Origin of the sequence: Microcoleus sp. Pol12B3 (genome assembly GCF_036701355.1) — a bacterium.
Lineage (GTDB): Bacteria > Cyanobacteriota > Cyanobacteriia > Cyanobacteriales > Microcoleaceae > Microcoleus.
Genome location: NZ_JAUBQS010000010.1, coordinates 121,816 through 144,536 on the forward strand (window position 1 = coordinate 121,816; position 22,721 = coordinate 144,536).

Here is a 22,721-nt window from a genome sequence, read left to right on the forward strand (position 1 = left end):
GGGAACTCTCAGCCCTGTACCTATCTTTACTGTTTTGAAAGCTATGCTATCAAAGTCCACAATTGTTGTTGCTAAAGGCTTTAGTAAGGTTCCCCTGCGAACAGGTCTGGTTGTTCCATTCATCCTGCAAATCTTCGCGGCCGTAGGATTAACAGGGTATCTGTCGCTGCGAAATGGACAGAAAGCAGTGAATGAACTCGCGACTAACTTGCAAACAGAGGTGAGTAACCGTGTGGATCAGCACCTCGACAGCTATGCCGCTGCAACCCGCTATTTGACCCAAATCAACGGCGAGCAAATTGACCTGGGATTGTTGAACTTACAGGATGCCGATCGCCTAGCTCAATTCTTTGCCAAGCAGGTAAAAACCTATAACGTTGGCTATATCCTCTACGGCTCTAAAACGGGCGACTTTATCGCATCGGGATATTACCGCGAGTCAACAATTCCCAACCACGGCAATCCTGACATTAGCCTGGTGCTACCGAAGCGGTACGGCAATCCTGATTTGTACAACTACATGACGAATGACCAAAGCAAGCCTACTAAAATGTTTGAAATCACCAAAGCGTATCAGTTCCAGAAAGAAGGCTGGTACGCCAAAGGTGTCGAGACGGGCAAACCAGGGTGGAGCGCGATCTATCAATGGGAGACTAATAACTACCCGTTGTCGATCGCGACGAGTCGCCCCATCTATAAAAAGAATGGTGAGTTGATCGGCAGCGTGGGGGTCGAGCAGCGCCTTTCGCAAATTAGTGACTTTTTACGTGAAATTAAGGTTAGTCAATCCAGCAAGGTGTTCATTCTGGAGCGCAACGGATTTATCGTTGCCAGCTCTAGCGATGCGCCGGTGTTTTCAGTGACCAACGGCAAACCTCAGCGACTGCGCGGCTTTGAGAGTAAGGACGCCCTAATTCAAGCCACGTCCAAGTATCTCGGCGATCGCTTCGGCGATCTGAAAACTATTCAAACCATCCAGCGCCTAGACTTTGAGATCCAAGGTGAGCGGGAGTTTGTTCAAGTAACTCCCTGGCAGGACGAATGGGGATTGGACTGGCTCGTAGTCGTAGCCATGCCGGAATCAGATTTCATGGGACGAATTAATGCCAATACAGTCAACACGATTTGGCTGTGTTTAGGCGCATTAGGACTGGCAACCGTTTTGGGTATCTACACCTCGCGCTGGATTGCTCGACCCATTTTGCTGCTCAGTCACGCATCGGAAGCGATCGCCGAAGGAAAACTCGACCAAAACGTCGAAACCTCTGGCGTTAAAGAACTGGGTGTACTTGCTCAATCCTTTAACCGAATGGCGCAGCAGTTGCGCGATTCCTTCACCGCCCTAGAGCAAACTAACCAGCAGCTTGAACAGCGAGTTGAAAAACGCACCGCCGAACTCAAGTATGCAAAGGAAGCTGCAGACAATGCCAACAAAGCAAAAAGCGAATTTCTCGCCAACATGAGCCACGAACTTCGCACTCCTCTCAACGGTATTTTGGGCTATGCTCAAATCCTCAACCGCAGCAGCGCATTGCCAGCGAAAGAACGTCATGGGGTAGAAATCATTCACCAGTGTGGTTCTCATTTGCTGACGCTGATTAACGATGTGTTGGACTTGTCCAAAATTGAAGCCGGCAAATTAGAACTCACACCTAAAGGGATTCACTTTCCCTCATTCCTCCAAGGTGTCGCTGAAATCTGCGGCATTCGTGCCGACCAAAAAGGCATTAACTTCGTTTACCAGCCAGATCCGCAGTTGCCTGAAGGGATTTTTGCCGATGAAAAACGGCTGCGTCAGGTGTTACTCAACTTGGTGGGAAATGCGATTAAATTCACCGACAAAGGTTCTGTCACGCTCAAGGTTGCCGTAGTTGAGAATTCTCCCAATCCGTCCAGTCGCTCTTTCAAATTTCAAATTGAGGATACCGGCGTAGGAATTGCGCCCGATCAATGGGATAAAATTTTTCAGGCTTTTGAACAAGTGGGCGATCGCCAGCGCCAAGTCGAGGGTACGGGTTTAGGACTCGCGATCAGCCAAAGGATTGTCCAACTTATGAACGGAAAAATCCAAGTTAAAAGCCAACCCGGAGTCGGTAGTGAGTTCTTTTTTGAGGTGGAAATGGCGATCGCCACCGATTGGGTCGAGCAAAACTCCCTCACAACTGGAAAACAAATTATTGGTTACGAAGGACAACGACGCAGCATTCTTGTTGTAGACGATCGTTGGGAAAACCGAGCCGTTCTCGTCAACTTGTTATATCCACTAGGATTCCAACTTACTGAAGCTGAAAATGGACAAGAAGGATTGGAAAAAATACGACAGTCTCAACCTGACTTAGTGATTACAGACTTGGCAATGCCAGTCATGGATGGCTTTGAACTGCTCAAACAGGTTCGCAGTGCAAATGAGTTGCAACACCAGAAGATCCTTGTCTCTTCTGCATCAGTATCACAAGCCTATCAACAGATGAGTTTAGATGCAGGGGGAAATGATTTCCTGGCCAAGCCAGTGGAAGTCAGTGAATTATTTAACCTCTTAGCCACTCATTTGGAATTAAAGTGGAAATATGAAATGACAGCCTCAAATGACTCTGGGCCATCCACTCTAACGACTGCATTAGAGAAGCCTGAAGGGATTATTCCTTCGAGTTTAGAGTTAAGGGCGTTACTACAACTGGCAGAGCAAGGCAACTTAAAACGGCTACGAGAACACACAGAGCATCTTGCTCGCTCTAACCCTCGCTACGCTGATTTTGCATCACAAATTCTTCAGCTTGCCAAGCAATTTAAAGACGAAGAAATTGAAGAGTTGCTACAACAACACCTCACAGAGAAAAAAGCCGATGTCTAGTCCTGAATTAATTCTGGTGGTGGATGATACCCCTGCAAACTTAGAAGTGGTTTGTGAAACATTAAGTGATGCGGGGTATGAAGTAGTAACCGCAATCAACGGCGATCGCGCTCTTAAGAGAGTCCAAGCTTATCCTCCCGATCTGATCTTGCTCGATGTTCAAATGCCAGGAATTGACGGCTTTGAAACCTGCCAACGTCTGAAGGCAGATCCCAGCACAGCCAGCATTCCGATCATTTTTATGACTGCTCTGTCCGATGCTGACAGTAAGGTGAAAGGATTTGACTTGGGTGCTGTGGACTACATCACTAAACCCTTTCAAGAACAGGAGGTTCTTGCACGGGTGAAAACTCATTTGCAACTACGGCAGTTAACTAAAAATCTCGAACAGCGTGTAGCTGAGCAAACGGCTGATTTAGAAGCAGCCTTCATACAACTCCAACAGTCTCAGTGTCACTTAGTCAACACCGAAAAGATGTCTGCTTTAGGCAATTTAGTGGCGGGTGTCGCGCACGAGATTAATAACCCGCTTGGCTTTATTGCGGGCAATCTGAATCCCGCTAAGGACTATATTAAAGACCTCTTTCAACTGATCGCTCTCTACCAAAAAGAACTCTCTTATCCAAGTGCCACACTTCAGGCATTCGTGGAGGAAATAGACTTGGAATACTTACAAGAGGATCTACCCAAGTTAATCGATTCGATGCAAGAAGGAGTCGATCGCATTCGCACCATCAGCACCAGTTTAAGAACCTTCTCGCGTTCGGATTGCGAACTCCCAATTACTTGCAATATCCACGACGGCATTGACAGCACGCTGTTGATTCTCAAACATCGCCTCAAAGCCAATGACTCCCGCCCGGAAATTCAAGTCATCACAGACTATGGCGATCTGCCCCAGGTAGAATGCTTTGCCGGACAGTTGAATCAGGTATTTATGAATGTGCTGGCAAATGCGATCGATGCGCTTGAGGAATCAAATCAAGGACGCAGTTTTGCTCAGATCAAAGCCAAACCCAACCAGATTACTGTCAAAACCCAATTGTCGGAATCTCAGGCAGTGATCCGAATTCAGGATAATGGGATTGGCATGACGGATGCAGTGAAGCCAAAAATTTTTGAGCATCTGTTTACCACCAAAGGCGTGGGGCAAGGAACAGGCCTAGGATTGGCGATCGCTCATCAAATCGTAGTCCAGAAACACTCTGGAACTCTAGAAGTCACCTCAGCTTTAGGTCAAGGTACAGAGTTTGTCATTTCTATTCCGCTGAAGGCGATCGCGGTAAAAGACATTCAGGCAAAGATTTGCGTTGACGCAGCATAACAAATCGTTGCAGCGGCAGCATAAAGATGATTGATAGCGCCCCTTCAAACCATCCAAACTATTGATATAGTAGTACGCGGTGCAAAAAACGGTAAACCATGACAGCCACAAATCTCGTCAATAAATTTGAGTACAAACCCCTATACAAACCAAATCAATTAATTTGCGGAACGGGGCAAACAGCCATTGTCAGCGGCTGGACAGTAAAAAGTGCGATCGGCAAAAAATTACAACCCAACGAATTTGCTGTCATCGGACAACTGTACTCTCCTACTCGCGGCATAAACTTCTTAATTAGAAACTTGCTGTGCAATCCCCACGTCCGCTTTTTAGTAATTCTCAACGCTACCAAAGAAGACCGCAATTCGGGCGCGGCAGCGTGCTTGCTCGACTTTTTTAGCAACGGCTTTGAAGCAGGAAAAAGCGATACTGGTAGAGATTGCTGGCTAATTAAATCTTCAATATTTGGCTACATTGATATTGAAATAGCAACAGAAGCCTTAGAACTATTGCGTCATTCAATAGAATGGAAAGAAGCAAAAAGTATAGCCGAAACAGTGACTATTGTCAATTCTTTTGCCCAAAAAAAATCTGTTGAACCTTGGGGAGAAGCCGTAACTTTTCCGTTAGTCGAAATCGTCCCAACTGTACTCCCCGGTGAGAAATACGGACACAGAATCGAAGGCAAAACTATCGCCGAAACTTGGGTAAAAATCATCCACCGAATTAAGACCACTGGCACCTTACGGCCGACTGGTTACGACGGACAGTGGCAAGAATTAATCGACTTAATGGCAGTGATTACAGATGAACCTGCCGAGTTCTATTTTCCCGAACCGAATTACTTACCAATCGACCGCGATTTCCTCGAACAGTACAAACCGCAAATGCTGGAAGATGCCCCGTATAACGAAGGCATTAAATATACCTACGCACAGCGGATGCGCTCTTGGTTTGGTCGCGATCAAATTGAAGAAGTTATTGCCAAACTAATTAAAGAAATTGACGCGGCAAGTGCTGTAATTAGTTTGTGGGATGCTGGGGGAAATATTAACAGAAGGTCTGACGGTTCCTCAGATCATCAGCACAGCGGCAGTCCTTGTTTAAATCACATTTGGGTGCGAGTTGTTGACGGTGAAATCTCCCTAACTGCAACTCTCCGCAGTAACGATATGTTTGCGGCTTGGCCGGCCAATGCAATGGGTTTGCGGGCTTTGCAGCAGCACATTCGAGATGAAATTGCTAGGCGTTCCGATTATAATTTGACAATGGGCCCGTTGGTAACGCTGAGTCAATCGGCTCACTTGTATGACGATACGTTTGAAAATGCCGATCGACTAATTCAAACCCAATATGCTAAAATCTGCGAAGAGCGAGACTTTTTCGACGCAGCGGGCAATTTTTTAGTTGAAGTAGCCGACAATCAAATAGTTGTCACGCAAACCACCCCCGGCAGCGGCGAAGTTGTCACCTGTTATTCTGGAAAAAACCCTCTCAAGTTAGTGCGAGAAATTTGTGCGGCTTCCCCCGCTATTAAAGGCGAGCATATTGGTTATTTGGGAATAGAATTGCAGAAGGCTGCCGAGTGTCTCAAAACGAGCAAGCAATACATCCAGGATAGACGATGAATCTAGAAGAAGAAAGACCGAATTGGGACGAATACTTCTTAATGTTAGCCAAATTAGCCGCTACTCGATCGACTTGTCTGGCTTTTCCTGTAGGCGCGGTGATAACTAAAAACAGGCAAGTTTTAGCAACGGGTTATAACGGTTCGCCGTCTGGTTCGGCACACTGTACTACTCAAGGCTTCTGCTATCCTGGTTTGAGTAGCTGCGACGCCAGTAAAACTTTGCCATCAAGGGCGGTTCACGCTGAAGCAAATGCGATCGCCAAAGCTGCTAAACACGGTATATCTACTGCTGGTGCTAGTATTTACGTCACTTTAGAACCGTGCATCTATTGTTTGAAATTAGTCATTGCTGCTGGAATTAGAGAAGTGTTTTACGAAACGACTTTTAACAGTGGAGAAAAAGCTGCTTTGAGAGATACTTTTATCAGTGAAGGTATTGTTGAGTTAAAACAAATTCAGCTCTCTGAAGATACAGCAAAAAAGGCGGCTTTGTTTTTGTTGCATCCTACATCACTGTCCAAAAATTTAGTATAGGAGCAATCCTCCCCGTGGTTATGAAAGCCACAGGAAATAACTGTGCTGTGTTCCTATAATGATTTTTATTTGCTGGGGATTTGTAGGGATGCGGCACTGCTGTATCCTAAATCCCTCGTGATACAAATGATATTTATTTTACGCTTTGTAAAGACACAGCACTGCCGTGTCCTTACAACAAATAGAGAGGGCAATTAACCAAAAAACGGCCTTAAAAATTGTGAATACTCTGCAGTTCAATCAATCAAACTCATTCACCGCTTGCAAATAGTCGATCGCGGCATCTATCCTCGAAGAATACTTAAAAGCAAACTGATCGAACCAATATCCCTCATCGGAATTTTTATCCAACTTTTTCAGCCAAACCTGAGCTTGCCTAACTTTCTGTTTGTGCGTTTGTACGTCCAACTGTGGTTCCGCGACTTTTTCTGCGGGTTGCGGTTGCAGTGAAGCGACCTCCTGAGCTTTATTTTGCGCTTCTTGCTCAGCCTTAAGCGGTTGCAGTGCAGACACTCCCTGAGCTGTATTTTGCGATTCGTACTCAGCCTTAATTTGAGCTAAATCCTTATCCAAAGGACTAGCATACAAATTTATATCTGATGTTTTAAATGTTGGATTTGACGGCGCTTGTGCTTGCGCCGGCGCCTGACTTTTCAACTCAGCAATTTTTTGAGATGCTTGATACTCTGCCTTAAGTTCACCTAACAGGCGCTCTATCGATTCCATAACTTAAACCCCCTAAAAAATGCTGCTGGGCTAACTGGCCCCAATATAATCACGGAAACTTCGCCCGCCTCCTTAATCAGTTATTGCATTCAGCAATACCTCTGTCAGGGTCATTCCTTCAATATCATCCATCGTGACAGTATCAACGATATCGAATTTAGCCCCAGCGCTTTGCAGTTCGTCATCCAATATCTTGAGAAACTTAGTAGCTTCCGGCGCATTCCCTACTTGAATGAAAGAAATCGCCAACTCTTCATCTCGATCGAGCTTCCGAGAAGCCTCTATAATAGTTTTCATCACTTCTTTGCGATCGTCCGGTTCCCCGTCCGTCACCACTAATATTGTTTCCCCATTTTGCTTGGTCTTACCGGATGCTTTTCGCTGAAAATAACTGTTCAGGGCGTCTTGCAGAACAGCAGCTAAATTCGTAGTCCCGGAAGGTTCGTTTTCTTGGAAAATTTGCACGACTTTAGCTGATGTTACGTTGTCATATCGCTTGAAGCGACCGGAAAACACATAAACTGTTATGCCATCAGGATCGAGTTCTTCGCATTTATTCGCCAATGCGATCGTCGATTCTTGCATGAGCGCCCACCGACTTTTACCGCCCATCTGGTCTTTTGTGTACATACTGCCGCTTTTGTCAATGATTATCGTATAATCGCGATTCTGAAGCATAAGATTTTTCCTGTTAGTTAATTAACTTTTTCCCAAAAATATCAAAACCAGCGAGCAGAAGCTGTTGAGCTTTAGTTGCTCGCTGCGTTTTTTAGTTAATTTGCGATCGCAAATAGCGGAATTTAAGCTGCAACTAAAGCGTCTTTAAGTGGTTTCCAGCTAAAAGCTCGATCGCCCCCCATCTCCACTGCTATTTTAACTCGCGGTTCTAACGTCGGCAAAACAGTCAAATACTCAATCTCCTGACTCGACAAAATTTGCCCTTCAATAATCCACAGCACCAATCCTTTTGCTTTCGGTGGCAAATTGTCTAATTGAGTTTTCAACATCGGTGGCACGTAGTATGTATAACCAACCGACGCTTCGTTGCCAGTAGTTTTCTTGCCCAAATGCGGCGGCCGCACGCCGTGAACCCCCGTTAAATACATCGCCAAATCGCCCAAACCCCGCGCCGAAATCGTGTATCCACCGTAGCCCGCAGCCCTCAGCCTGCGGAGGTAGCGCCCCTCAAATCCTCCCTCTAAAGGAACGTACAGGGCCAGCGACCCCGACTTTTCCAAATCCCGAATCAGATCAGATCCCGTCGTAATCAGTCCCATAAATTTGTGTTTCCTGCTGTATCAAAATTTGGTCGATCGCTGCTTGCGAGCTGGAAATATTATAAATCCTAAAGTTGAGGCGAAAAATTCTCATTGCGCCCTTGACAAACGGCAAACACTTCATGTACTATTGTGAATTGTCGCCGTAAAGGATACTGAGTAGTTTGCTGCTCAAGTCCTGGCACAAACAAGCAAGACCGAGACAAAACTCGGAGATAGAGTCGGTAAAAAGCCGCGAATCTCAACCCTTGCAAGACTTCCACAAGCTCGCTCCCAAATTTAAAACTCAAATTTTAAACACCGAGGAAGGCTGTTGGTTGATAACAGTTAATTGCAGGAACACTGAAATAAATGTTTCTGCACAAGAGCAAGCGGATTGACGTAACTTTCGCAATCCGAAACCTCTTGCGTAAATAAAAGGAAAAAAATCCGTGTCTGTAGGCATTCTTGGCACTAAACTAGGCATGACTCAAGTGTTTGACGACCAAGGGAGAGCAATCCCTGTCACCGTCATACAAGCAGGGCCTTGTACAGTAACTCAAATCAAAACAAAACAAACTGACGGCTACGGTGCCGTTCAAGTTGGATACAACGAAGTCAAACCAAAGGCTCTCAACAAGCCAGAACTAGGACACCTTGCCAAATCGGGGGCGAATCCACTGCGCCACTTGCAGGAATACCGATTGGAAGACACCAGTTCATTTGAATTAGGTCAACAACTAAAAGCAGATACCTTTACACCGGGACAAATAGTAGATGTCATCGGTACAAGCATCGGTAAAGGTTTTGCAGGTTTTCAAAAGCGCCACAACTTTAAACGAGGCCCGATGTCTCACGGTTCCAAGAACCACCGCGAACCTGGATCGATCGGACCTGGAACTACTCCGGGTCGCGTTTATCCCGGCAAAAGAATGGCAGGACGTATGGGCAACGTTCAAGTCACCGTCCGCAAACTAACAATTGTCCGGGTGGATACAGAGCAGAATTTGCTGCTAATTAAGGGAGCAGTTCCCGGCAAAGCTGGCGCCTTAGTCAATGTTGTGCCTGAGAAAAAAGTAGGACGTTAGTCAGTAGTCAGTAGTCAGCAGTCAGTAGATAGTGGTTGGCCATTAGTAGCAAGCAATAACTAAGAACTAAAAGCTGAAAACTAAGAGCTGAAAACTAAGACCTGAGAACAGACAACAGACAACTAACAACAGACAACTAACAACAGACAACTAACAACAGACAAAGGACAAAAGATATGGTTAATTGTGTAGTCCGAAATTGGCAAGGCGAAGAAGTTGGGGAAACAACTTTAGAACTGCGCGTAGCCAAAGAAGAAAATGCGTCTCACATCGTTCACAGAGCATTGACGCGGCAACTGAATAATGCCCGTCAAGGAAATGCTTGCACCAAAACTCGATCGGAAGTTAGAGGCGGTGGCCGCAAACCCTGGCGTCAAAAAGGCACCGGCCGAGCCCGAGCAGGTTCAATCCGTTCTCCGCTGTGGCGGGGCGGCGGTGTCATCTTCGGACCAAAACCGAGAGACTTTGAAGTCAAAATGAACAAAAAGGAACGCCGTCTCGCTTTGCGGACAGCATTCCAAAGTCGCACCGAAGACATCATTGTGGTTGAAGAATTTGCAGAGCAATTTCCGAGACCGAAAAGCAAAGAATTGCTGAGTGCGATCGCCCGCTGGGGCATCGAACCCGATACAAAAGTTCTGTTAATCTTGCCAGAACCGCAACCAAACGTCTACTTATCAGGACGCAACATCGAATTAGTAAACGTCATCTTGGCAACTTCCCTGAATGTTTACGACGTTCTCGCGGCTGACAAAATTATCGTCACATCTACAGCCATAGCTAAAATTCAGGAGATTTACGGTGAGTAAAATCGACCCCCGCGACTACGCAGATTTGATCCAGCGTCCGATTCTCACCGAGAAAGCTACCCGAATGATGGAATTAAATCAATTCACATTCGACGTAGCCCCCAAAGCGACAAAGCCTCAAATCAAAGCTGCAATCGAAGAACTATTTAAGGTCAAAGTCATCGGCGTCAACACCCAAAACCCGCCGCGTAAAAAGCGTAGAGTTGGCAAATTCGTCGGCTTTAAACCTTGTTACAAGCGAGCAACCGTAACTCTGACCGACGGAGACTCGATCCGCAAACTCCTATTCCCAGAAGTTTAGCCAATTTTGGATTTTAGATTTTAGATTTTAGATTGCGGTTAACTGGTCAAAATACCAAACCCAGAAAGTTACCAAGTTAACTGATAATCCCAAATCTAAAATCCAAAACCGCCAAGTCCTTGCATCCCAAATCTAAAATCTAAAATCTAAAATCGATTATGGGCATCCGTTCTTACCGACCTTATACCTCCAGCACCCGAGAACAAACCGTCTCGGACTTTGCTGAAATTACCAAATCAGAGCCAGAAAAGTCTCTAACCAGTAATAAGCACACCAAACAAGGCCGCAACAACCGAGGCGTCATCACCTGTCGCCACCGGGGAGGCGGTCACAAACGGCTTTATAGAGACATCGACTTCCGCCGCGACAAACACAGCATTCCCGCTACCGTCAAGGCGATCGAATACGACCCCAATCGGAACGCCCGCATCGCCCTCCTGTTCTACAAAGACGGCGAAAAACGGTACATACTGCACCCGCTTAACTTAAACGTCGGTACAGTAATTGTCTCAGGCCCAGACGCGCCGATCGAAATCGGCAACGCCCTCCCCCTCAAGAACATTCCCCTCGGTACCAGCATCCACAACGTCGAGCTAGTACCCGGAAAAGGCGGACAAATCGTTCGCTCCGCCGGCTCCAGCGCTCAGCTAATGGCAAAAGAAGGTAGCTACGTCACCCTCAAACTGCCATCCGGCGAACAGCGCAAAGTCCGCGCCGACTGCTACGCCACCATCGGTCAAGTCGGCAACACCGACGCCAGAAACATCAGCCTGGGTAAAGCAGGCCGTACCCGCTGGAAAGGTCGCAGACCCACCGTTCGCGGTAGCGTCATGAACCCGGTAGACCACCCGCACGGCGGCGGCGAAGGCAGAGCTCCCATCGGACGTCCGGGGCCTGTCACTCCTTGGGGTAAACCAGCATTGGGTGCAAAAACTCGACGCAAAAACAAGCGCAGCGACGCTTTAATCGTCCGGCGCCGCCGCAAAGCTTCCAAGCGCGGCAAGGGCGGCAGACAAAGCTAGTCATCAGTCAGCAGTCTTCAGTGCTTAGTTATTAACTGCTAACTAATGACTGAGGACTGATGACCAATGACTGCTTAATTCTGACTAATGACTCCTGAATTACTAAAAAAATCATGTCTCGATCGCTAAAAAAAGGCCCCTTTGTCGCAGATGCTCTGATGACAAAAATCGAAAAACTCAACGCCGCCGGCCAAAAACAAGTAATTAAAACTTGGTCGCGCTCTTCCACAATCCTGCCCCAAATGGTAGGTCACACGATCGCCGTTCACAACGGCAGACAGCACGTACCCGTCTACCTCACCGACCAAATGGTAGGTCACAAACTCGGAGAATTTTCCCCCACTCGCACCTTTAGAGGTCACGCGAAAAGTGGTGATAAAAAGGCGAAAAGATAGCCGAATTAGGTGACAGGTAATAGGTAGTCGGAAAAAAAATTACCAATTACCAATTACCTTTTGCCCAATTACCAATTACCAATTACCGAAATCGAAATGGCTATAGATACCACATCCGAAATTAAGGCGATCGCCCGTTACATCCGGACATCGCCCTTCAAAGTGCGCCGAGTCCTCGACCAAATTCGTGGCAAAAGCTACCAAGAAGCGCTGATTTTACTCGAATTCATGCCCTACCGCGCCTGCGAACCAATCGTCAAGGTTTTGCGCTCGGCAGTAGCCAACGCCGAGCACAACGCAGGATTGGATAAATCCAAGCTAGTAGTGTCTCAAGCTTACGCAGACCAAGGCCCAGTCCTCAAACGCTTTAGACCCCGCGCTCAAGGTCGTGCCTACCAAATCCGCAAGCCAACCTGTCACATTACCGTAGTAGTAGCTCCGCTCGTAGAAAACTAAACCAGGGAAAAACGTAATAGGTAATAAACAGCTTAAAGTTGAAGAAAAGGGGTAATCACCAATTACCAATTACCAATTACCAAATACCAATTAACTCATCAACTATTATGGGCCAAAAAATACATCCAATTGGTTTTCGCCTCGGCATTACCCAAGAGCACCGCTCTCGCTGGTTTGCCGATCCCAAAAACTATCCAGAACTCTTGCAAGAAGACTATAAAATTCGCAAGTACGTTCGTAAAACGCTCAGCAATGCTGGCATTTCTTCGGTCAAAATTGAGCGGAAAGCCGATCAAATCGACCTAGAAGTGTTCACCGCCAGACCAGGTGTTGTCGTAGGCCGCGGCGGAGCAGGCATCGAAACCTTGCGCGTCGGTTTGCAGCAGCAACTCGGTAGCAACCGTCAAATCCGCATCAACGTCGTCGAAGTCCAGCGAGTAGACGCTGATGCCACACTGATTGCGGAATACATCGCTCAGCAACTAGAACGGCGCGTATCCTTCCGCCGAGTAGTCCGCCAAGCAATCACCCGCGCCCAAAAAGTCGGCATCCAAGGCATCAAAATTCAAGTCAGCGGACGCCTCAACGGCGCAGAAATCGCTCGTACCGAATGGACGCGGGAAGGAAGAGTTCCGTTGCACACCCTGCGGGCAGACATTGACTACTCCTACTGCACTGCTCAAACCATCTACGGTATCCTCGGCATTAAAGTTTGGGTTTTCAAAGGCGAAATTATTCCCGGACAGGAACAGGAGACTGCACCAAATGCTGCAGTACCCCGCACCAAACAAAAGCGCCGCCGCCAGAACTTTGAAGATCGATCGAACGAAGGCTAGCTAATTGTTAACTGTTAGTTGTCATTTGTTAAGTGTGAACAGTTGTTCCAAACCAATTAGCAATTAGCAATCACCAATTACCAATTACCAATTACCAATTACCCAACTCCCTTTCGCCATGTTAAGCCCTAAAAGAACGAAATTCCGCAAACAACAGCGCGGGCGAATGAGCGGTATTGCCACCCGCGGCAATACAGTTAGCTTTGGCGATTTCGCGCTCCAAGCCGTCGAACCCGCCTGGATTACTTCCCGCCAAATAGAAGCCGGACGCCGCGCCATGACCCGCTATATCCGCCGGGGTGGCAAAATTTGGATTCGCATTTTTCCCGACAAACCAGTCACCGAGCGTGCAGCAGAAACCCGGATGGGTTCTGGTAAAGGCTCACCAGAGTTTTGGGTGGCCGTGGTCAAACCGGGCCGGGTAATGTTTGAAATTGGCGGCGTAAGTGAAGAAATTGCCCGCGAAGCAATGCGTTTGGCATCTTTCAAATTACCAATTAAAACCAAGTTCATCACTCGCGAAGAAGGCCAGTCATAGCGAAGAGCGAAGGTAGAATTAGGTCTGTATTAATCAGCATTTTAAACTGCTACAGCAATTTAAAATCTGGCTTTCATAACTTTTCTTTCCTTCGACCTTCAGCCTAAGAGACACTTCTGTCTTCTGTCATACCGCTCGCTAACGAGAAAGCACACAATTATGTCTTTGACCAAGATTAAAGAAGCTAGAGAATTAAGCGATGCTGCTGTAGCAGAGCAAATTTTAGCCGTCAAGCGCCAACTAATGGAATTGCGGCTCCAGCAAGCTACCGGCCGCATGGAAAAGCCTCACCTGTTCAAGCACGCCAAACACCGGCTAGCTCAATTGATGACAGTTGAACGCGAGCGCCAAATCGTTGCTGAGAAAGAAGCTGCGGCAGCAAAATTAGCCGCATCTAAACAGGTAGCACAGCCTGCTCCCACCGCAGCAGCCGAGCCGACGATCGCACAGTAGCTAAAAAAAAGTCAATTGCACAACAAAAATAGGTAGCTATGGCAATTAAAGAACGAGTTGGCGTAGTAGTCAGCGACAAGATGGATAAAACCGTCGTGGTAGCAATCGAAAACCGCTCCTCCCACACCAAATACGGCAAAATCGTAGTCCGCACGAAGCGCTACAAAGCTCATGACGAAGAAAATCAGTGCAAATCGGGCGATCGTGTCCGCATCACTGAAACTCGCCCCCTGAGCAAAACCAAACGCTGGACGGTTGCTGAGATTTTTGGGACAAAAAACGGCTAACAGTTAATTGCCACATCGCGATCTCCCGATCGAAAATTAACAATCAACTAGCAGTCAAAAGTCAACAGTTAACAGTTAACAGTCAATAGTTAACACTCAACAATCACCATGATTCAACCCCAGACATACCTCAATGTCGCCGACAATAGCGGAGCCCGCAAACTGATGTGTATCCGCGTATTGGGAGGCGGCAACCGTCGCTACGGCGGAGTCGGCGATGTCATCATTGCCGTCGTCAAAGATGCCATCCCCAATATGGCCGTCAAAAAATCAGATGTCGTTCGGGCAGTCATTGTCAGAACTCGCAAAGGTCTGCGCCGCGACAGTGGCATGAGCATTCGTTTTGACGATAACGCCGCCGTTATTATCAACGTAGACGGCAACCCCAAAGGCACTCGCGTCTTCGGTCCCGTCGCCCGTGAATTGCGCGACAAAAACTTTACTAAAATCGTTTCCTTAGCCCCGGAGGTACTTTAAAATGTACGGAAAAAAGGGTAAACCAACTAGCGAACCGCAGCGCTACAGAATGCACGTCAAAGCAGGCGACACGGTGCAAATAATTACTGGCAAAGAGAAAGGAAAAGTCGGAGAAATCTTAAAGACATATCCTAAAGTCAGCAAAGTAGTTGTTAAAGGTGTAAACATCAGAACCAAGCACGTCAAGCCCCAGCAAGAGGGAGAGTCAGGGAAAATACTCACGTTTGAGGCTCCCATTCACAGCTCAAATGTCATGCACTATTCCGAAAAAGAAAAAATAGCTAGCCGCGTTTGCTATACATTTAGCGAAGATGGCCGGAAACTGCGACAGCTCAAAAAAACTGGAGAAATCCTCGATAATTAGTCATTAGTCATTAGTCATTAACAGACAACGGACAACTATCAAATGACAAAGAACAATTCCCTGACCAAGCCCAGGGACAGTTAACGAAACACAAAAACTATGCCGGACAAACTCAAGGTTCTTTATCAAGGAAAAATCGTTCCCACACTGATGGATCAGTTTAAATATACTAATATCCATCAGGTTCCCAAACTCGTCAAAGTCACAGTGAACCGCGGTTTGGGAGAAGCATCTCAAAACGCTAAGGCACTGGATTCGTCGATCAACGAAATTGCCATCATCACCGGGCAAAAACCAGTGGTGACGCGGGCGAAAAAAGCGATTGCAGGCTTCAAAATCCGCAAAGGAGTACCCGTAGGCGTTATGGTGACGCTGCGCGGCGATCGGATGTACGATTTTCTCGATCGGCTGATCAACCTCGCACTCCCCCGAATCCGCGACTTCCGCGGCATCAGCCCCAAAAGCTTCGACGGGCGCGGCAACTACAGCTTGGGTCTGAGAGAACAGCTAATTTTTCCAGAAATAGAATATGACCGCATCGATCAAATTCGAGGCATGGACATTTCAATTATCACCACAGCAAACACCGACGAAGAAGGACGCGCCTTGCTTAAAGAAATGGGAATGCCGTTCCGGGACAACTAAGCACTAGAGTAAGAAGCAAAAGATGGCAGCTAACGATACCATAGCAGATATGTTGACGCGCATTCGCAATTCTTGCATGGCGCGCCACCAAACAACGCAAATTCCAGCTACAAAAATGACCCGCAGCATCGCCCAAGTCCTCAAAAGTGAAGGCTTCATCGGCGAATTTGAAGAAGCAGAAGAAGGGGTCAAGCGACATTTAGTGCTTTCTCTAAAGTACAAAGGTAAAACTCGCAAGCCCATTATCACGGCACTGAAGCGAGTCAGCAAACCAGGACTGCGCGTTTACTCGAACCGTAAAGAATTGCCCAGAGTATTAGGCGGAATTGGCATAGCCATTATTTCTACCTCCAGCGGCATTATGACGGATAGAGAAGCTCGACGCCAAGGTTTGGGCGGTGAAGTGCTTTGTTATGTTTGGTAGTCATTAGTCATTAGTCATTAGTCACTGGTCGTTGGCAACAGACTCAAAAATCAATCACTAAGGACTAATAACTAAGCACTAATAATCAAGGACTAATAACTAAAAACAAAGGACAAAAAACTATGTCGCGAATTGGCAAGCGTCCGATTAGCATTCCCAATAAAGTCACCATCACCCTAGACGGTCAAAAAGTAGCCGTCAAAGGCCCTAAAGGTGAACTTTCTCGAGTAATCCCAGCCGAAATCCTCATGGGAATTGAAGGCGAGACTTTACTCGTTACCCGCCGAGACGAATCTCGCGTCGCCAGACAACTACACGGCTTGTGCCGCACCCTAGTCGCCAACATGGTCGAAGGTGTATCCCAAGGTTTTCAGCGGCGTCTCGAAATTATCGGCACAGGTTATCGGGCACAGGTTCAAGGACGGAACCTTATTTTAAACGTCGGTTACAGCAAACCCGTTGAAATGCCCCCTCCAGAAGGCATCACAATGGCAGTTGAAGGCAACACCAACGTCATTGTCTCCGGCATTGACAAAGAACTCGTAGGCAATACAGCAGCCCGCATTCGCGCAGTGCGTCCGCCCGAAGTCTACAAAGGCAAAGGCATTCGCTACAGCGGCGAAGTCGTCCGGCGCAAAGCTGGTAAAACAGGCAAAACAGGTAAGAAGTAACAATGAAGCTTACTCGCAAAGAATCAGTCCAGCGCAGACACCGCCGTGTTCGGCGCAAGGTGTTTGGCACCGCCGAACGTCCCAGACTAGCGGTATTTCGCTCAGAGCAGCACATCTACGCTCAAGTAATAGACGATACCGCCCAGCACACTTTGGCCGCTGCGTCAACCCTCGATCCCGAATTGAAGTCAAATCTCAGTTCTGGCGGCAACTGCTCCGCGAGCGTGCAAGTCGGTCAGTTGATTGCCAAACGCTGTTCCAGCGCTGGCATAGTCAAAGTCGTATTCGATCGGGGGGGCAACCTCTATCACGGTCGTGTCAAAGCCCTCGCAGAAGCAGCTCGCGAAGCGGGGTTAGACTTCTAGAGGGGGTAATGGGTAGCGGGTAATGAGTAATTAAAAAGTAAAAAGTCAAAAGTTGAAAGTTAAAAGGCAAAATCCAGATTTCTTCTATTTTTACTTTTTACTCAAACAATTACCACTTGCCGATCGCCTTTCACCAATTACTAATTCCCACAGGACAAAACTATGGCAGAACAAAAAGAACAGCGCACCAAGAAAAAAAGCAGCAGCAACAAAACGCGGGAAAAAGAATCCGAATGGCAAGAGCGGGTCGTTCAGATCCGGCGCGTTACCAAAGTAGTCAAAGGCGGTAAAAAACTCAGCTTCCGCGCCATAGTCATTATCGGCAACGAACGCGGTCAAGTTGGAGTAGGAGTCGGCAAAGCTAGCGACGTAATTGGTGCAGTTAAAAAAGGCGTCGCTGACGGCAAAAAGCACCTAATTGAAGTTCCCCTCACCAAATCTAACTCCATCCCTCACCCCATCAACGGTGACGGTGGCGGAGCTAAAGTCATGATGCGGCCGGCCGCTCCGGGAACCGGGGTAATTGCAGGGGGAGCAGTGCGAACTGTTCTCGAATTAGCAGGAGTCCGCAATATCTTAGCCAAACAGCTAGGTTCCGGAAATCCCTTAAACAACGCCCGAGCCGCAGTCAATGCCCTCTCCACCCTCCGCACCTTGTCGGAAGTTGCTCAAGAGCGCGGAATTCCAGTAGAAAACCTCTACGGTTAGGGCACGCGAGAATGGGAAACTGTAAGTTTTGAGTGTTAAGTGCTTGCGCTGAAAATAAAAAAATCCGCAACTTAAAACTCACGCACTCAAAACTACTGCTTACCCCCTCTCTAAATACCAATTACCAATTACCAATTACTAAAACTATGAGATTGCAAGACGCCCGACCCAAAGCAGGCTCCCAAAAGCGCCCCCGACGCTTGGGCAGAGGTATTTCTGCCGGTCAAGGCGCGAGCTCCGGCAAAGGGATGCGCGGTCAAAAATCTAGAGCCGGTAGCGGCACTAGACCGGGTTTTGAAGGAGGTCAAAATCCTCTCTACCGCCGTCTCCCCAAGTTGAAAAGCTTCCCTCTAGTGAACCGGAAAGAGTACACTACCATTAATGTAAGTAAATTAGCATCGCTGCCAGCAAACACAGAAGTTACTCTCACCTCTTTGATGCAAGCGAAAATTGTCAATACTGACAACGGGCCGCTGAAAATCTTAGGAGATGGCGAACTGAATGTACCTTTGCAAGTGCGCGCCTCGGCTTTTACCGCAGGTGCTCGCACCAAAATTGAAGCCGCAGGCGGAAGTTGCGAATTAGTTGCGTGAAGATTTGGGGTTTGAGAGTTTGTCCAAATCTCAAATCCTCAAGCTTGCTATCAGAAAATGATTTAGTCGAAAATCCCAAATCTAAAATCCAAAATCGTAACTATGGACGTTAGTAGAGAGAAAGCGCCAACTGCACAAGAGACGTTCATGCAGATGGCTCAAGCTGCTGGTTTACGAGGCCGCATCCTCGTAACCATTGGCTTACTGATTTTAGTACGCCTGGGTGTCCACTTGCCAGTCCCCGGTATTGATCGAGTCGCCTTTGCCCAAAACGTCCAAAATAGCCCTTTAATCGGCTTTTTGGATTTGTTCTCAGGAGGCGGCTTGTCAGCTTTGGGGATTTTCGCGTTGGGGATTTTGCCCTACATTAATGCTTCAATTATTGTGCAACTTCTAACTGCGGCTCTGCCAAGCTTAGAAGACTTGCAGAAAAATGAAGGAGAAGCAGGGCGGCGCAAGATTTCTCAAATTACTCGCTACGTTTCTTTGGGCTGGGCAATTCTCCAAAGTATTGGCATTGGGATTTGGGTCAGCCCTTTTGCTCAATCTCCATCGCCTTTATTCATAGCACAAACTGCTTTGGCTCTGACGGCAGGCTCAATGTTTGTAATGTGGATATCGGAAGTAGTGACTGAACGAGGTATCGGGAACGGAGCGTCGCTACTGATTTTTATCAACATTGTGTCGGTATTGCCACGCTCTTTGGGACAAACTTTTGAATTGGCTCAAAGTGGCGACACGCAAGTTGTCGGCCGTGTAGTCGTTCTGCTGCTGGTCTTTTTGGTGACGATTGTCGGGATTGTTTTTGTTCAGGAAGGTACTCGCCGCATTCCGATTATTTCGGCTCGTCGCCAAGTCGGCCGCAAAGTTTATCGGGAGAGCCGGAGCTATCTGCCCCTGCGCTTGAATCAAGGCGGAGTGATGCCGATTATTTTTGCATCTTCGGTTTTGATTGTGCCTTCTTTCCTCGCTCAGTCTCTCAATAACCCGTTTTTGGTTCAAGTTGCTAATGTTTTGAGTCCGAACGGGCCGACGCCTTGGGCTTACGCGCTGTTTTATCTGACTTTAATTCTGTTCTTCAGCTATTTCTACGCTTCGTTGATTGTCAACCCCGTAGATATGTCTCAGAACTTGAAGAAAATGGGTGCCAGCATTCCTGGAATTCGTCCCGGTCAGAAAACCAGCGATTATGTGGAGAAGGTTTTGAACCGTTTGACTTTCTTGGGAGCGATATTTCTCGGTCTGGTGGCAATTGTACCAACTGCTGTAGAAAGCGCGATCGGAGTGCAAACTTTTAGAGGTTTTGGTGCAACTTCCCTGCTGATTTTAGTAGGTGTCGCGATCGAAACTGCTAAGCAAATTCAAACTTACGTCATCTCCCAACGATATGAAGGAATGGTGAAGTAATCGCAATGCAATTGATTTTTATGGGGCCTCCAGGGGCGGGAAAGGGAACTCAGGCTCAGCTCTTAGCCGCTCTCTGGAAAATACCTCACATTTCTACCGGTGACATCCTGCGCGCCTGCGTAGTTGCCAAAACAGACTTGGGTCAAAAGGCGCAAGCCTACATGGATCGGGGTGAGTTGGTTCCTGACGAGTTATTAATGGATATCGTGCAAGAACGTATGAATCAGCCAGATGCTCGTGCTGGCTGGATTCTCGACGGCTTTCCCCGCACAGTCGCCCAGGCAGGTTTTTTTGACAAACTGCTCTGCGATGTTGAAGGAAGTACGTCTGGAAAGGACTGCGCTCTCAGAGCTGTCAATTTGGACGTTCCTGACAATGTTTTGGTGGCTCGCCTGCTGTCGCGGGGGCGTCAGGATGACAACGAGCAGACGATTCGTCGGCGTTTGCAAGTTTACCGCGAGCAAACTGAACCTTTGATTGAGTTTTACAGAAACCGCGAACAGTTAGTTGCGGTTGATGGCGATCGACCAATGGAATTAGTCACCGCAGAACTGCAACAATCTCTCTCGCGCGACTATTGAACCCTCTCAATACAGCTTGTTACTCACAAGCTTTTGCTAAGATATGTTAACTAGGAGCTTTTTGTGCTATCAGGTTTTGTGAGGGTTGCTAGAGACCGGATTGAACTCGATACTAATTGCCACAACTTTAATCAAGTAAAGCTAAAGCAAGCGGTTGGTTGAGTAAAGTTGTCGATCGAGTCGCCCGAATTCTTGCCCCCCGTTCTCGTTTGACTCCTACCAGTAAATAGGTTTTGAGACCAACGCCGGGACACTCCTAGTTAATCAAATGTAGAGTTGAGGTAAATACCAAATTGTCTAAGCAAGATTTAATTGAAATGGAAGGGACAGTGACGGAATCCCTGCCCAATGCGATGTTTCGCGTTGACCTAGATAATGGGTTTAACGTCCTAGCTCACATTTCCGGCAAGATCCGCCGCAACTACATCAAAATTCTGCCTGGCGATCGCGTCAAAGTCGAATTGACTCCCTACGACTTGACCAAAGGCAGGATTACTTATCGCCTTCGGAAAAAATAGGCTTAGATAAAACTTTCTAAAAACTAATTCTAAGTTTAATTTAGAGAGAATTTGGTAAAAAGCTTCAAATTTATGCTATAATGCTACGTTTGTAGTGTTGCCGAGAAGGGCGTCAACAACCCACCGGTGTACCGGGTTAAGTCATTGTTACACCGTAAAAGTATCGCTGGGCCAAACTCTGGCGCAGGCGAACTTTACCCAGCAATGGGAGTGGGTGCAAGCGGGCTCCTTCATGAAACAACCCGCACTTTATACAATTTAATCGAGGAGAGGTCTACACCTTGCCCAGCCTCTCCTCCCACCGCTCTACGGGCAGTCCCAGCGTGCCTGTTCTCCGCTAGAGCGGGGTTCTCCAGGCAGGAAGAAAGATGAAAGTTCGAGCATCTGTCAAAAAAATTTGTGAGAAATGTCGCGTCATCCGCCGTCGCGGTCGAGTGATGGTGATATGCACTAACCCGAAACACAAACAGCGCCAAGGTTAGAAAAAACGAAAATTGGGCACTGCACGCAGGTGCATCCTAATTGAACATTGTAGCCAAATAGGAAAACTAGGGAGACAAAAAGTGTGGCACGGATTGCCGGGGTAGACCTTCCACGCGATAAGCGCGTCGAAATAGGTCTGACATACATTTACGGAATAGGCTTGTCGCGGGCCCAAAAAATTATCGCTGCAACAGGCGTAAATCCTGACACTCGCGTTAAGGATTTAACAGAGGCCGACGTGACAGCTCTGCGGGCTCATGTAGAAACCACATACCAAATCGAAGGAGACCTCCGGCGCTGGGAGTCAATGAACATCAAGCGCCTGATGGACATCGGAACTTATCGCGGTCGGCGTCACCGTTTGGGTCTGCCAGTGCGGGGACAACGAACCCGTACCAACGCCAGAACACGTCGTGGCGTCCGCCGAACAGTTGCGGGCAAGAAAAAGGCACCTTCCAAGAAGTAACATCTTTTTGGGAAAAATACGCTGGGGGCTGCTCGCTCCTAGCGCTTCGGGACATTAGTTGAGAGAAACGTTAAAGAGACTAATATGGCGCGACAACAAACAGGCAAGAAATCTGGTGCAAAAAAGCAGAAAAGAAATGTACCCAATGGGGTAGGCTACATCCAGTCTACCTTTAACAACACGATTGTAACTATTACCGACCTCAACGGCGAAGTAATCTCCTGGGCATCGGCAGGTTCCAGCGGTTTTAAAGGAGCTAAGAAGGGAACTCCCTTTGCAGCTCAAACAGCAGCAGAAAGTGCTGCCCGCAGAGCCAACGACCAAGGAATGCGCCAAATAGAAGTAATGGTGAGCGGGCCTGGAGCAGGTAGAGAAACTGCAATCCGGGCGCTGCAAGGGGCGGGACTGGAAATCACCCTGATTAGAGATGTTACCCCAATTCCTCACAACGGCTGTCGCCCTCCCAAGCGGCGTAGAGTCTAAAACGATTTGAGATTTTAGATTTTAGATTTT

31 protein-coding genes are annotated in these 22,721 nt (G+C 47.5%); 28 read left to right on the forward strand and 3 right to left on the reverse strand.

Annotated elements, in window-relative coordinates; translation table 11 throughout:
• The first annotated feature begins 43 nt into the window (after positions 1-43).
• The 4 genes from QUA53_RS07675 to QUA53_RS07690 all read left to right on the forward strand — a co-directional run bounded on the left by QUA53_RS07675 (position 44) and on the right by QUA53_RS07690 (position 6,339).
• Positions 44-2,851, forward strand: coding sequence for an ATP-binding protein (locus QUA53_RS07675; protein ID WP_333095887.1), 2,808 nt, complete (start codon positions 44-46; stop codon positions 2,849-2,851).
• Complete coding sequence (locus QUA53_RS07680; RefSeq protein ID WP_333095886.1) at positions 2,844-4,175, forward strand: response regulator; 1,332 nt, start codon at positions 2,844-2,846, stop codon at positions 4,173-4,175. Before QUA53_RS07675 ends, QUA53_RS07680 begins: the two co-directional genes overlap by 8 nt.
• A gap of 98 nt (positions 4,176-4,273) precedes the next feature.
• Positions 4,274-5,803, forward strand: a complete 1,530-nt coding sequence (locus tag QUA53_RS07685) for a thymidylate synthase (RefSeq protein WP_333095885.1) — start codon at positions 4,274-4,276, stop codon at positions 5,801-5,803.
• Positions 5,800-6,339 carry a dCMP deaminase family protein gene (locus tag QUA53_RS07690; protein WP_333095884.1) on the forward strand — a complete coding sequence of 180 codons (540 nt, stop codon included), beginning with the start codon at positions 5,800-5,802 and terminating at the stop codon, positions 6,337-6,339. The genes QUA53_RS07685 and QUA53_RS07690 overlap by 4 nt, the downstream gene beginning before the upstream one ends.
• A 240-nt stretch (positions 6,340-6,579) precedes the next feature.
• Here QUA53_RS07690 and QUA53_RS07695 read toward each other — a convergent pair whose 3' ends face one another.
• The 3 genes from QUA53_RS07695 to QUA53_RS07705 form a co-directional block, all read right to left on the reverse strand.
• On the reverse strand, positions 6,580-7,065 hold the full coding sequence (locus tag QUA53_RS07695; RefSeq protein WP_333095883.1) for a salt stress protein, Slr1339 family: 486 nt from the start codon (positions 7,063-7,065) through the stop codon (positions 6,580-6,582).
• Positions 7,066-7,137: 72 nt separating this feature from the next.
• Positions 7,138-7,743, reverse strand: coding sequence for a VWA domain-containing protein (locus tag QUA53_RS07700; RefSeq protein WP_333057785.1), 606 nt, complete (start codon positions 7,741-7,743; stop codon positions 7,138-7,140).
• 122 nt (positions 7,744-7,865) lie between these two features.
• Complete coding sequence (locus QUA53_RS07705) at positions 7,866-8,342, reverse strand: NAD(P)H-quinone oxidoreductase subunit N (protein WP_333095882.1); 477 nt, start codon at positions 8,340-8,342, stop codon at positions 7,866-7,868.
• Positions 8,343-8,773: 431 nt separating this feature from the next.
• On the opposite strand from QUA53_RS07705, the gene rplC reads away from it, so the two are divergent.
• The 24 genes from rplC to rpsK all read left to right on the forward strand — a co-directional run bounded on the left by rplC (position 8,774) and on the right by rpsK (position 22,691).
• Positions 8,774-9,409, forward strand: a complete 636-nt coding sequence (rplC, locus tag QUA53_RS07710) for a 50S ribosomal protein L3 (protein WP_190657996.1) — start codon at positions 8,774-8,776, stop codon at positions 9,407-9,409.
• A gap of 176 nt (positions 9,410-9,585) precedes the next feature.
• A complete protein-coding gene (gene rplD, locus QUA53_RS07715; RefSeq protein ID WP_190657994.1) occupies positions 9,586-10,218 on the forward strand; it encodes a 50S ribosomal protein L4 in 633 nt (210 codons plus the stop codon).
• Complete coding sequence (locus QUA53_RS07720) at positions 10,211-10,519, forward strand: 50S ribosomal protein L23 (RefSeq protein WP_006634999.1); 309 nt, start codon at positions 10,211-10,213, stop codon at positions 10,517-10,519. The genes rplD and QUA53_RS07720 overlap by 8 nt, the downstream gene beginning before the upstream one ends.
• 158 nt (positions 10,520-10,677) lie before the next feature.
• The gene (gene rplB, locus QUA53_RS07725; protein ID WP_015178705.1) at positions 10,678-11,541 is read left to right on the forward strand and encodes a 50S ribosomal protein L2; all 864 of its coding nucleotides are present in this window, start codon (positions 10,678-10,680) and stop codon (positions 11,539-11,541) included.
• A gap of 113 nt (positions 11,542-11,654) precedes the next feature.
• Entirely contained in the window at positions 11,655-11,936 is a 282-nt protein-coding gene (gene rpsS, locus QUA53_RS07730) for a 30S ribosomal protein S19 (RefSeq protein WP_006634997.1), read from the forward strand.
• Positions 11,937-12,032: 96 nt separating this feature from the next.
• Positions 12,033-12,392 carry a 50S ribosomal protein L22 gene (gene rplV, locus QUA53_RS07735; protein WP_190657986.1) on the forward strand — a complete coding sequence of 120 codons (360 nt, stop codon included), beginning with the start codon at positions 12,033-12,035 and terminating at the stop codon, positions 12,390-12,392.
• A 107-nt stretch (positions 12,393-12,499) separates the two neighbouring features.
• Positions 12,500-13,228 carry a 30S ribosomal protein S3 gene (gene rpsC, locus QUA53_RS07740; protein ID WP_333095881.1) on the forward strand — a complete coding sequence of 243 codons (729 nt, stop codon included), beginning with the start codon at positions 12,500-12,502 and terminating at the stop codon, positions 13,226-13,228.
• 118 nt (positions 13,229-13,346) lie between these two features.
• Entirely contained in the window at positions 13,347-13,766 is a 420-nt protein-coding gene (rplP, locus tag QUA53_RS07745) for a 50S ribosomal protein L16 (RefSeq protein WP_333095880.1), read from the forward strand.
• 159 nt (positions 13,767-13,925) lie between these two features.
• The gene (rpmC, locus tag QUA53_RS07750; RefSeq protein WP_333095879.1) at positions 13,926-14,219 is read left to right on the forward strand and encodes a 50S ribosomal protein L29; all 294 of its coding nucleotides are present in this window, start codon (positions 13,926-13,928) and stop codon (positions 14,217-14,219) included.
• A gap of 38 nt (positions 14,220-14,257) precedes the next feature.
• A complete protein-coding gene (rpsQ, locus tag QUA53_RS07755) occupies positions 14,258-14,506 on the forward strand; it encodes a 30S ribosomal protein S17 (RefSeq protein WP_006634992.1) in 249 nt (82 codons plus the stop codon).
• A 108-nt stretch (positions 14,507-14,614) separates the two neighbouring features.
• A complete protein-coding gene (rplN, locus tag QUA53_RS07760) occupies positions 14,615-14,983 on the forward strand; it encodes a 50S ribosomal protein L14 (RefSeq protein WP_006634991.1) in 369 nt (122 codons plus the stop codon).
• A gap of 1 nt (position 14,984) precedes the next feature.
• Entirely contained in the window at positions 14,985-15,347 is a 363-nt protein-coding gene (rplX, locus tag QUA53_RS07765; protein WP_333045759.1) for a 50S ribosomal protein L24, read from the forward strand.
• Positions 15,348-15,446: 99 nt separating this feature from the next.
• Positions 15,447-15,992 (forward strand): 50S ribosomal protein L5, encoded by a 546-nt coding sequence (gene rplE / locus QUA53_RS07770; protein WP_333070033.1) that lies wholly within the window; start codon positions 15,447-15,449, stop codon positions 15,990-15,992.
• A 22-nt stretch (positions 15,993-16,014) separates the two neighbouring features.
• The gene (gene rpsH, locus QUA53_RS07775) at positions 16,015-16,416 is read left to right on the forward strand and encodes a 30S ribosomal protein S8 (RefSeq protein WP_190737227.1); all 402 of its coding nucleotides are present in this window, start codon (positions 16,015-16,017) and stop codon (positions 16,414-16,416) included.
• Between the two features lie 122 nt (positions 16,417-16,538).
• On the forward strand, positions 16,539-17,087 hold the full coding sequence (gene rplF, locus QUA53_RS07780) for a 50S ribosomal protein L6 (RefSeq protein ID WP_190737229.1): 549 nt from the start codon (positions 16,539-16,541) through the stop codon (positions 17,085-17,087).
• A 2-nt stretch (positions 17,088-17,089) separates the two neighbouring features.
• Complete coding sequence (gene rplR, locus QUA53_RS07785; RefSeq protein ID WP_333095878.1) at positions 17,090-17,452, forward strand: 50S ribosomal protein L18; 363 nt, start codon at positions 17,090-17,092, stop codon at positions 17,450-17,452.
• A gap of 162 nt (positions 17,453-17,614) precedes the next feature.
• Entirely contained in the window at positions 17,615-18,160 is a 546-nt protein-coding gene (rpsE, locus tag QUA53_RS07790) for a 30S ribosomal protein S5 (protein WP_015178718.1), read from the forward strand.
• 146 nt (positions 18,161-18,306) lie between these two features.
• Positions 18,307-18,753, forward strand: coding sequence for a 50S ribosomal protein L15 (gene rplO, locus QUA53_RS07795; RefSeq protein WP_333070037.1), 447 nt, complete (start codon positions 18,307-18,309; stop codon positions 18,751-18,753).
• 102 nt (positions 18,754-18,855) lie between these two features.
• A complete protein-coding gene (gene secY, locus QUA53_RS07800; RefSeq protein WP_190745438.1) occupies positions 18,856-20,160 on the forward strand; it encodes a preprotein translocase subunit SecY in 1,305 nt (434 codons plus the stop codon).
• 5 nt (positions 20,161-20,165) lie between these two features.
• Entirely contained in the window at positions 20,166-20,741 is a 576-nt protein-coding gene (locus QUA53_RS07805; protein WP_333095877.1) for an adenylate kinase, read from the forward strand.
• A 293-nt stretch (positions 20,742-21,034) separates the two neighbouring features.
• Positions 21,035-21,259 (forward strand): translation initiation factor IF-1, encoded by a 225-nt coding sequence (infA, locus tag QUA53_RS07810; protein WP_006276978.1) that lies wholly within the window; start codon positions 21,035-21,037, stop codon positions 21,257-21,259.
• A 368-nt stretch (positions 21,260-21,627) separates the two neighbouring features.
• Positions 21,628-21,741 carry a 50S ribosomal protein L36 gene (gene rpmJ / locus QUA53_RS07815; protein WP_015178722.1) on the forward strand — a complete coding sequence of 38 codons (114 nt, stop codon included), beginning with the start codon at positions 21,628-21,630 and terminating at the stop codon, positions 21,739-21,741.
• 83 nt (positions 21,742-21,824) lie between these two features.
• On the forward strand, positions 21,825-22,208 hold the full coding sequence (gene rpsM / locus QUA53_RS07820; protein ID WP_006634981.1) for a 30S ribosomal protein S13: 384 nt from the start codon (positions 21,825-21,827) through the stop codon (positions 22,206-22,208).
• Positions 22,209-22,292: 84 nt separating this feature from the next.
• Complete coding sequence (rpsK, locus tag QUA53_RS07825) at positions 22,293-22,691, forward strand: 30S ribosomal protein S11 (RefSeq protein WP_006634980.1); 399 nt, start codon at positions 22,293-22,295, stop codon at positions 22,689-22,691.
• The last annotated feature ends 30 nt before the right edge of the window (positions 22,692-22,721 follow it).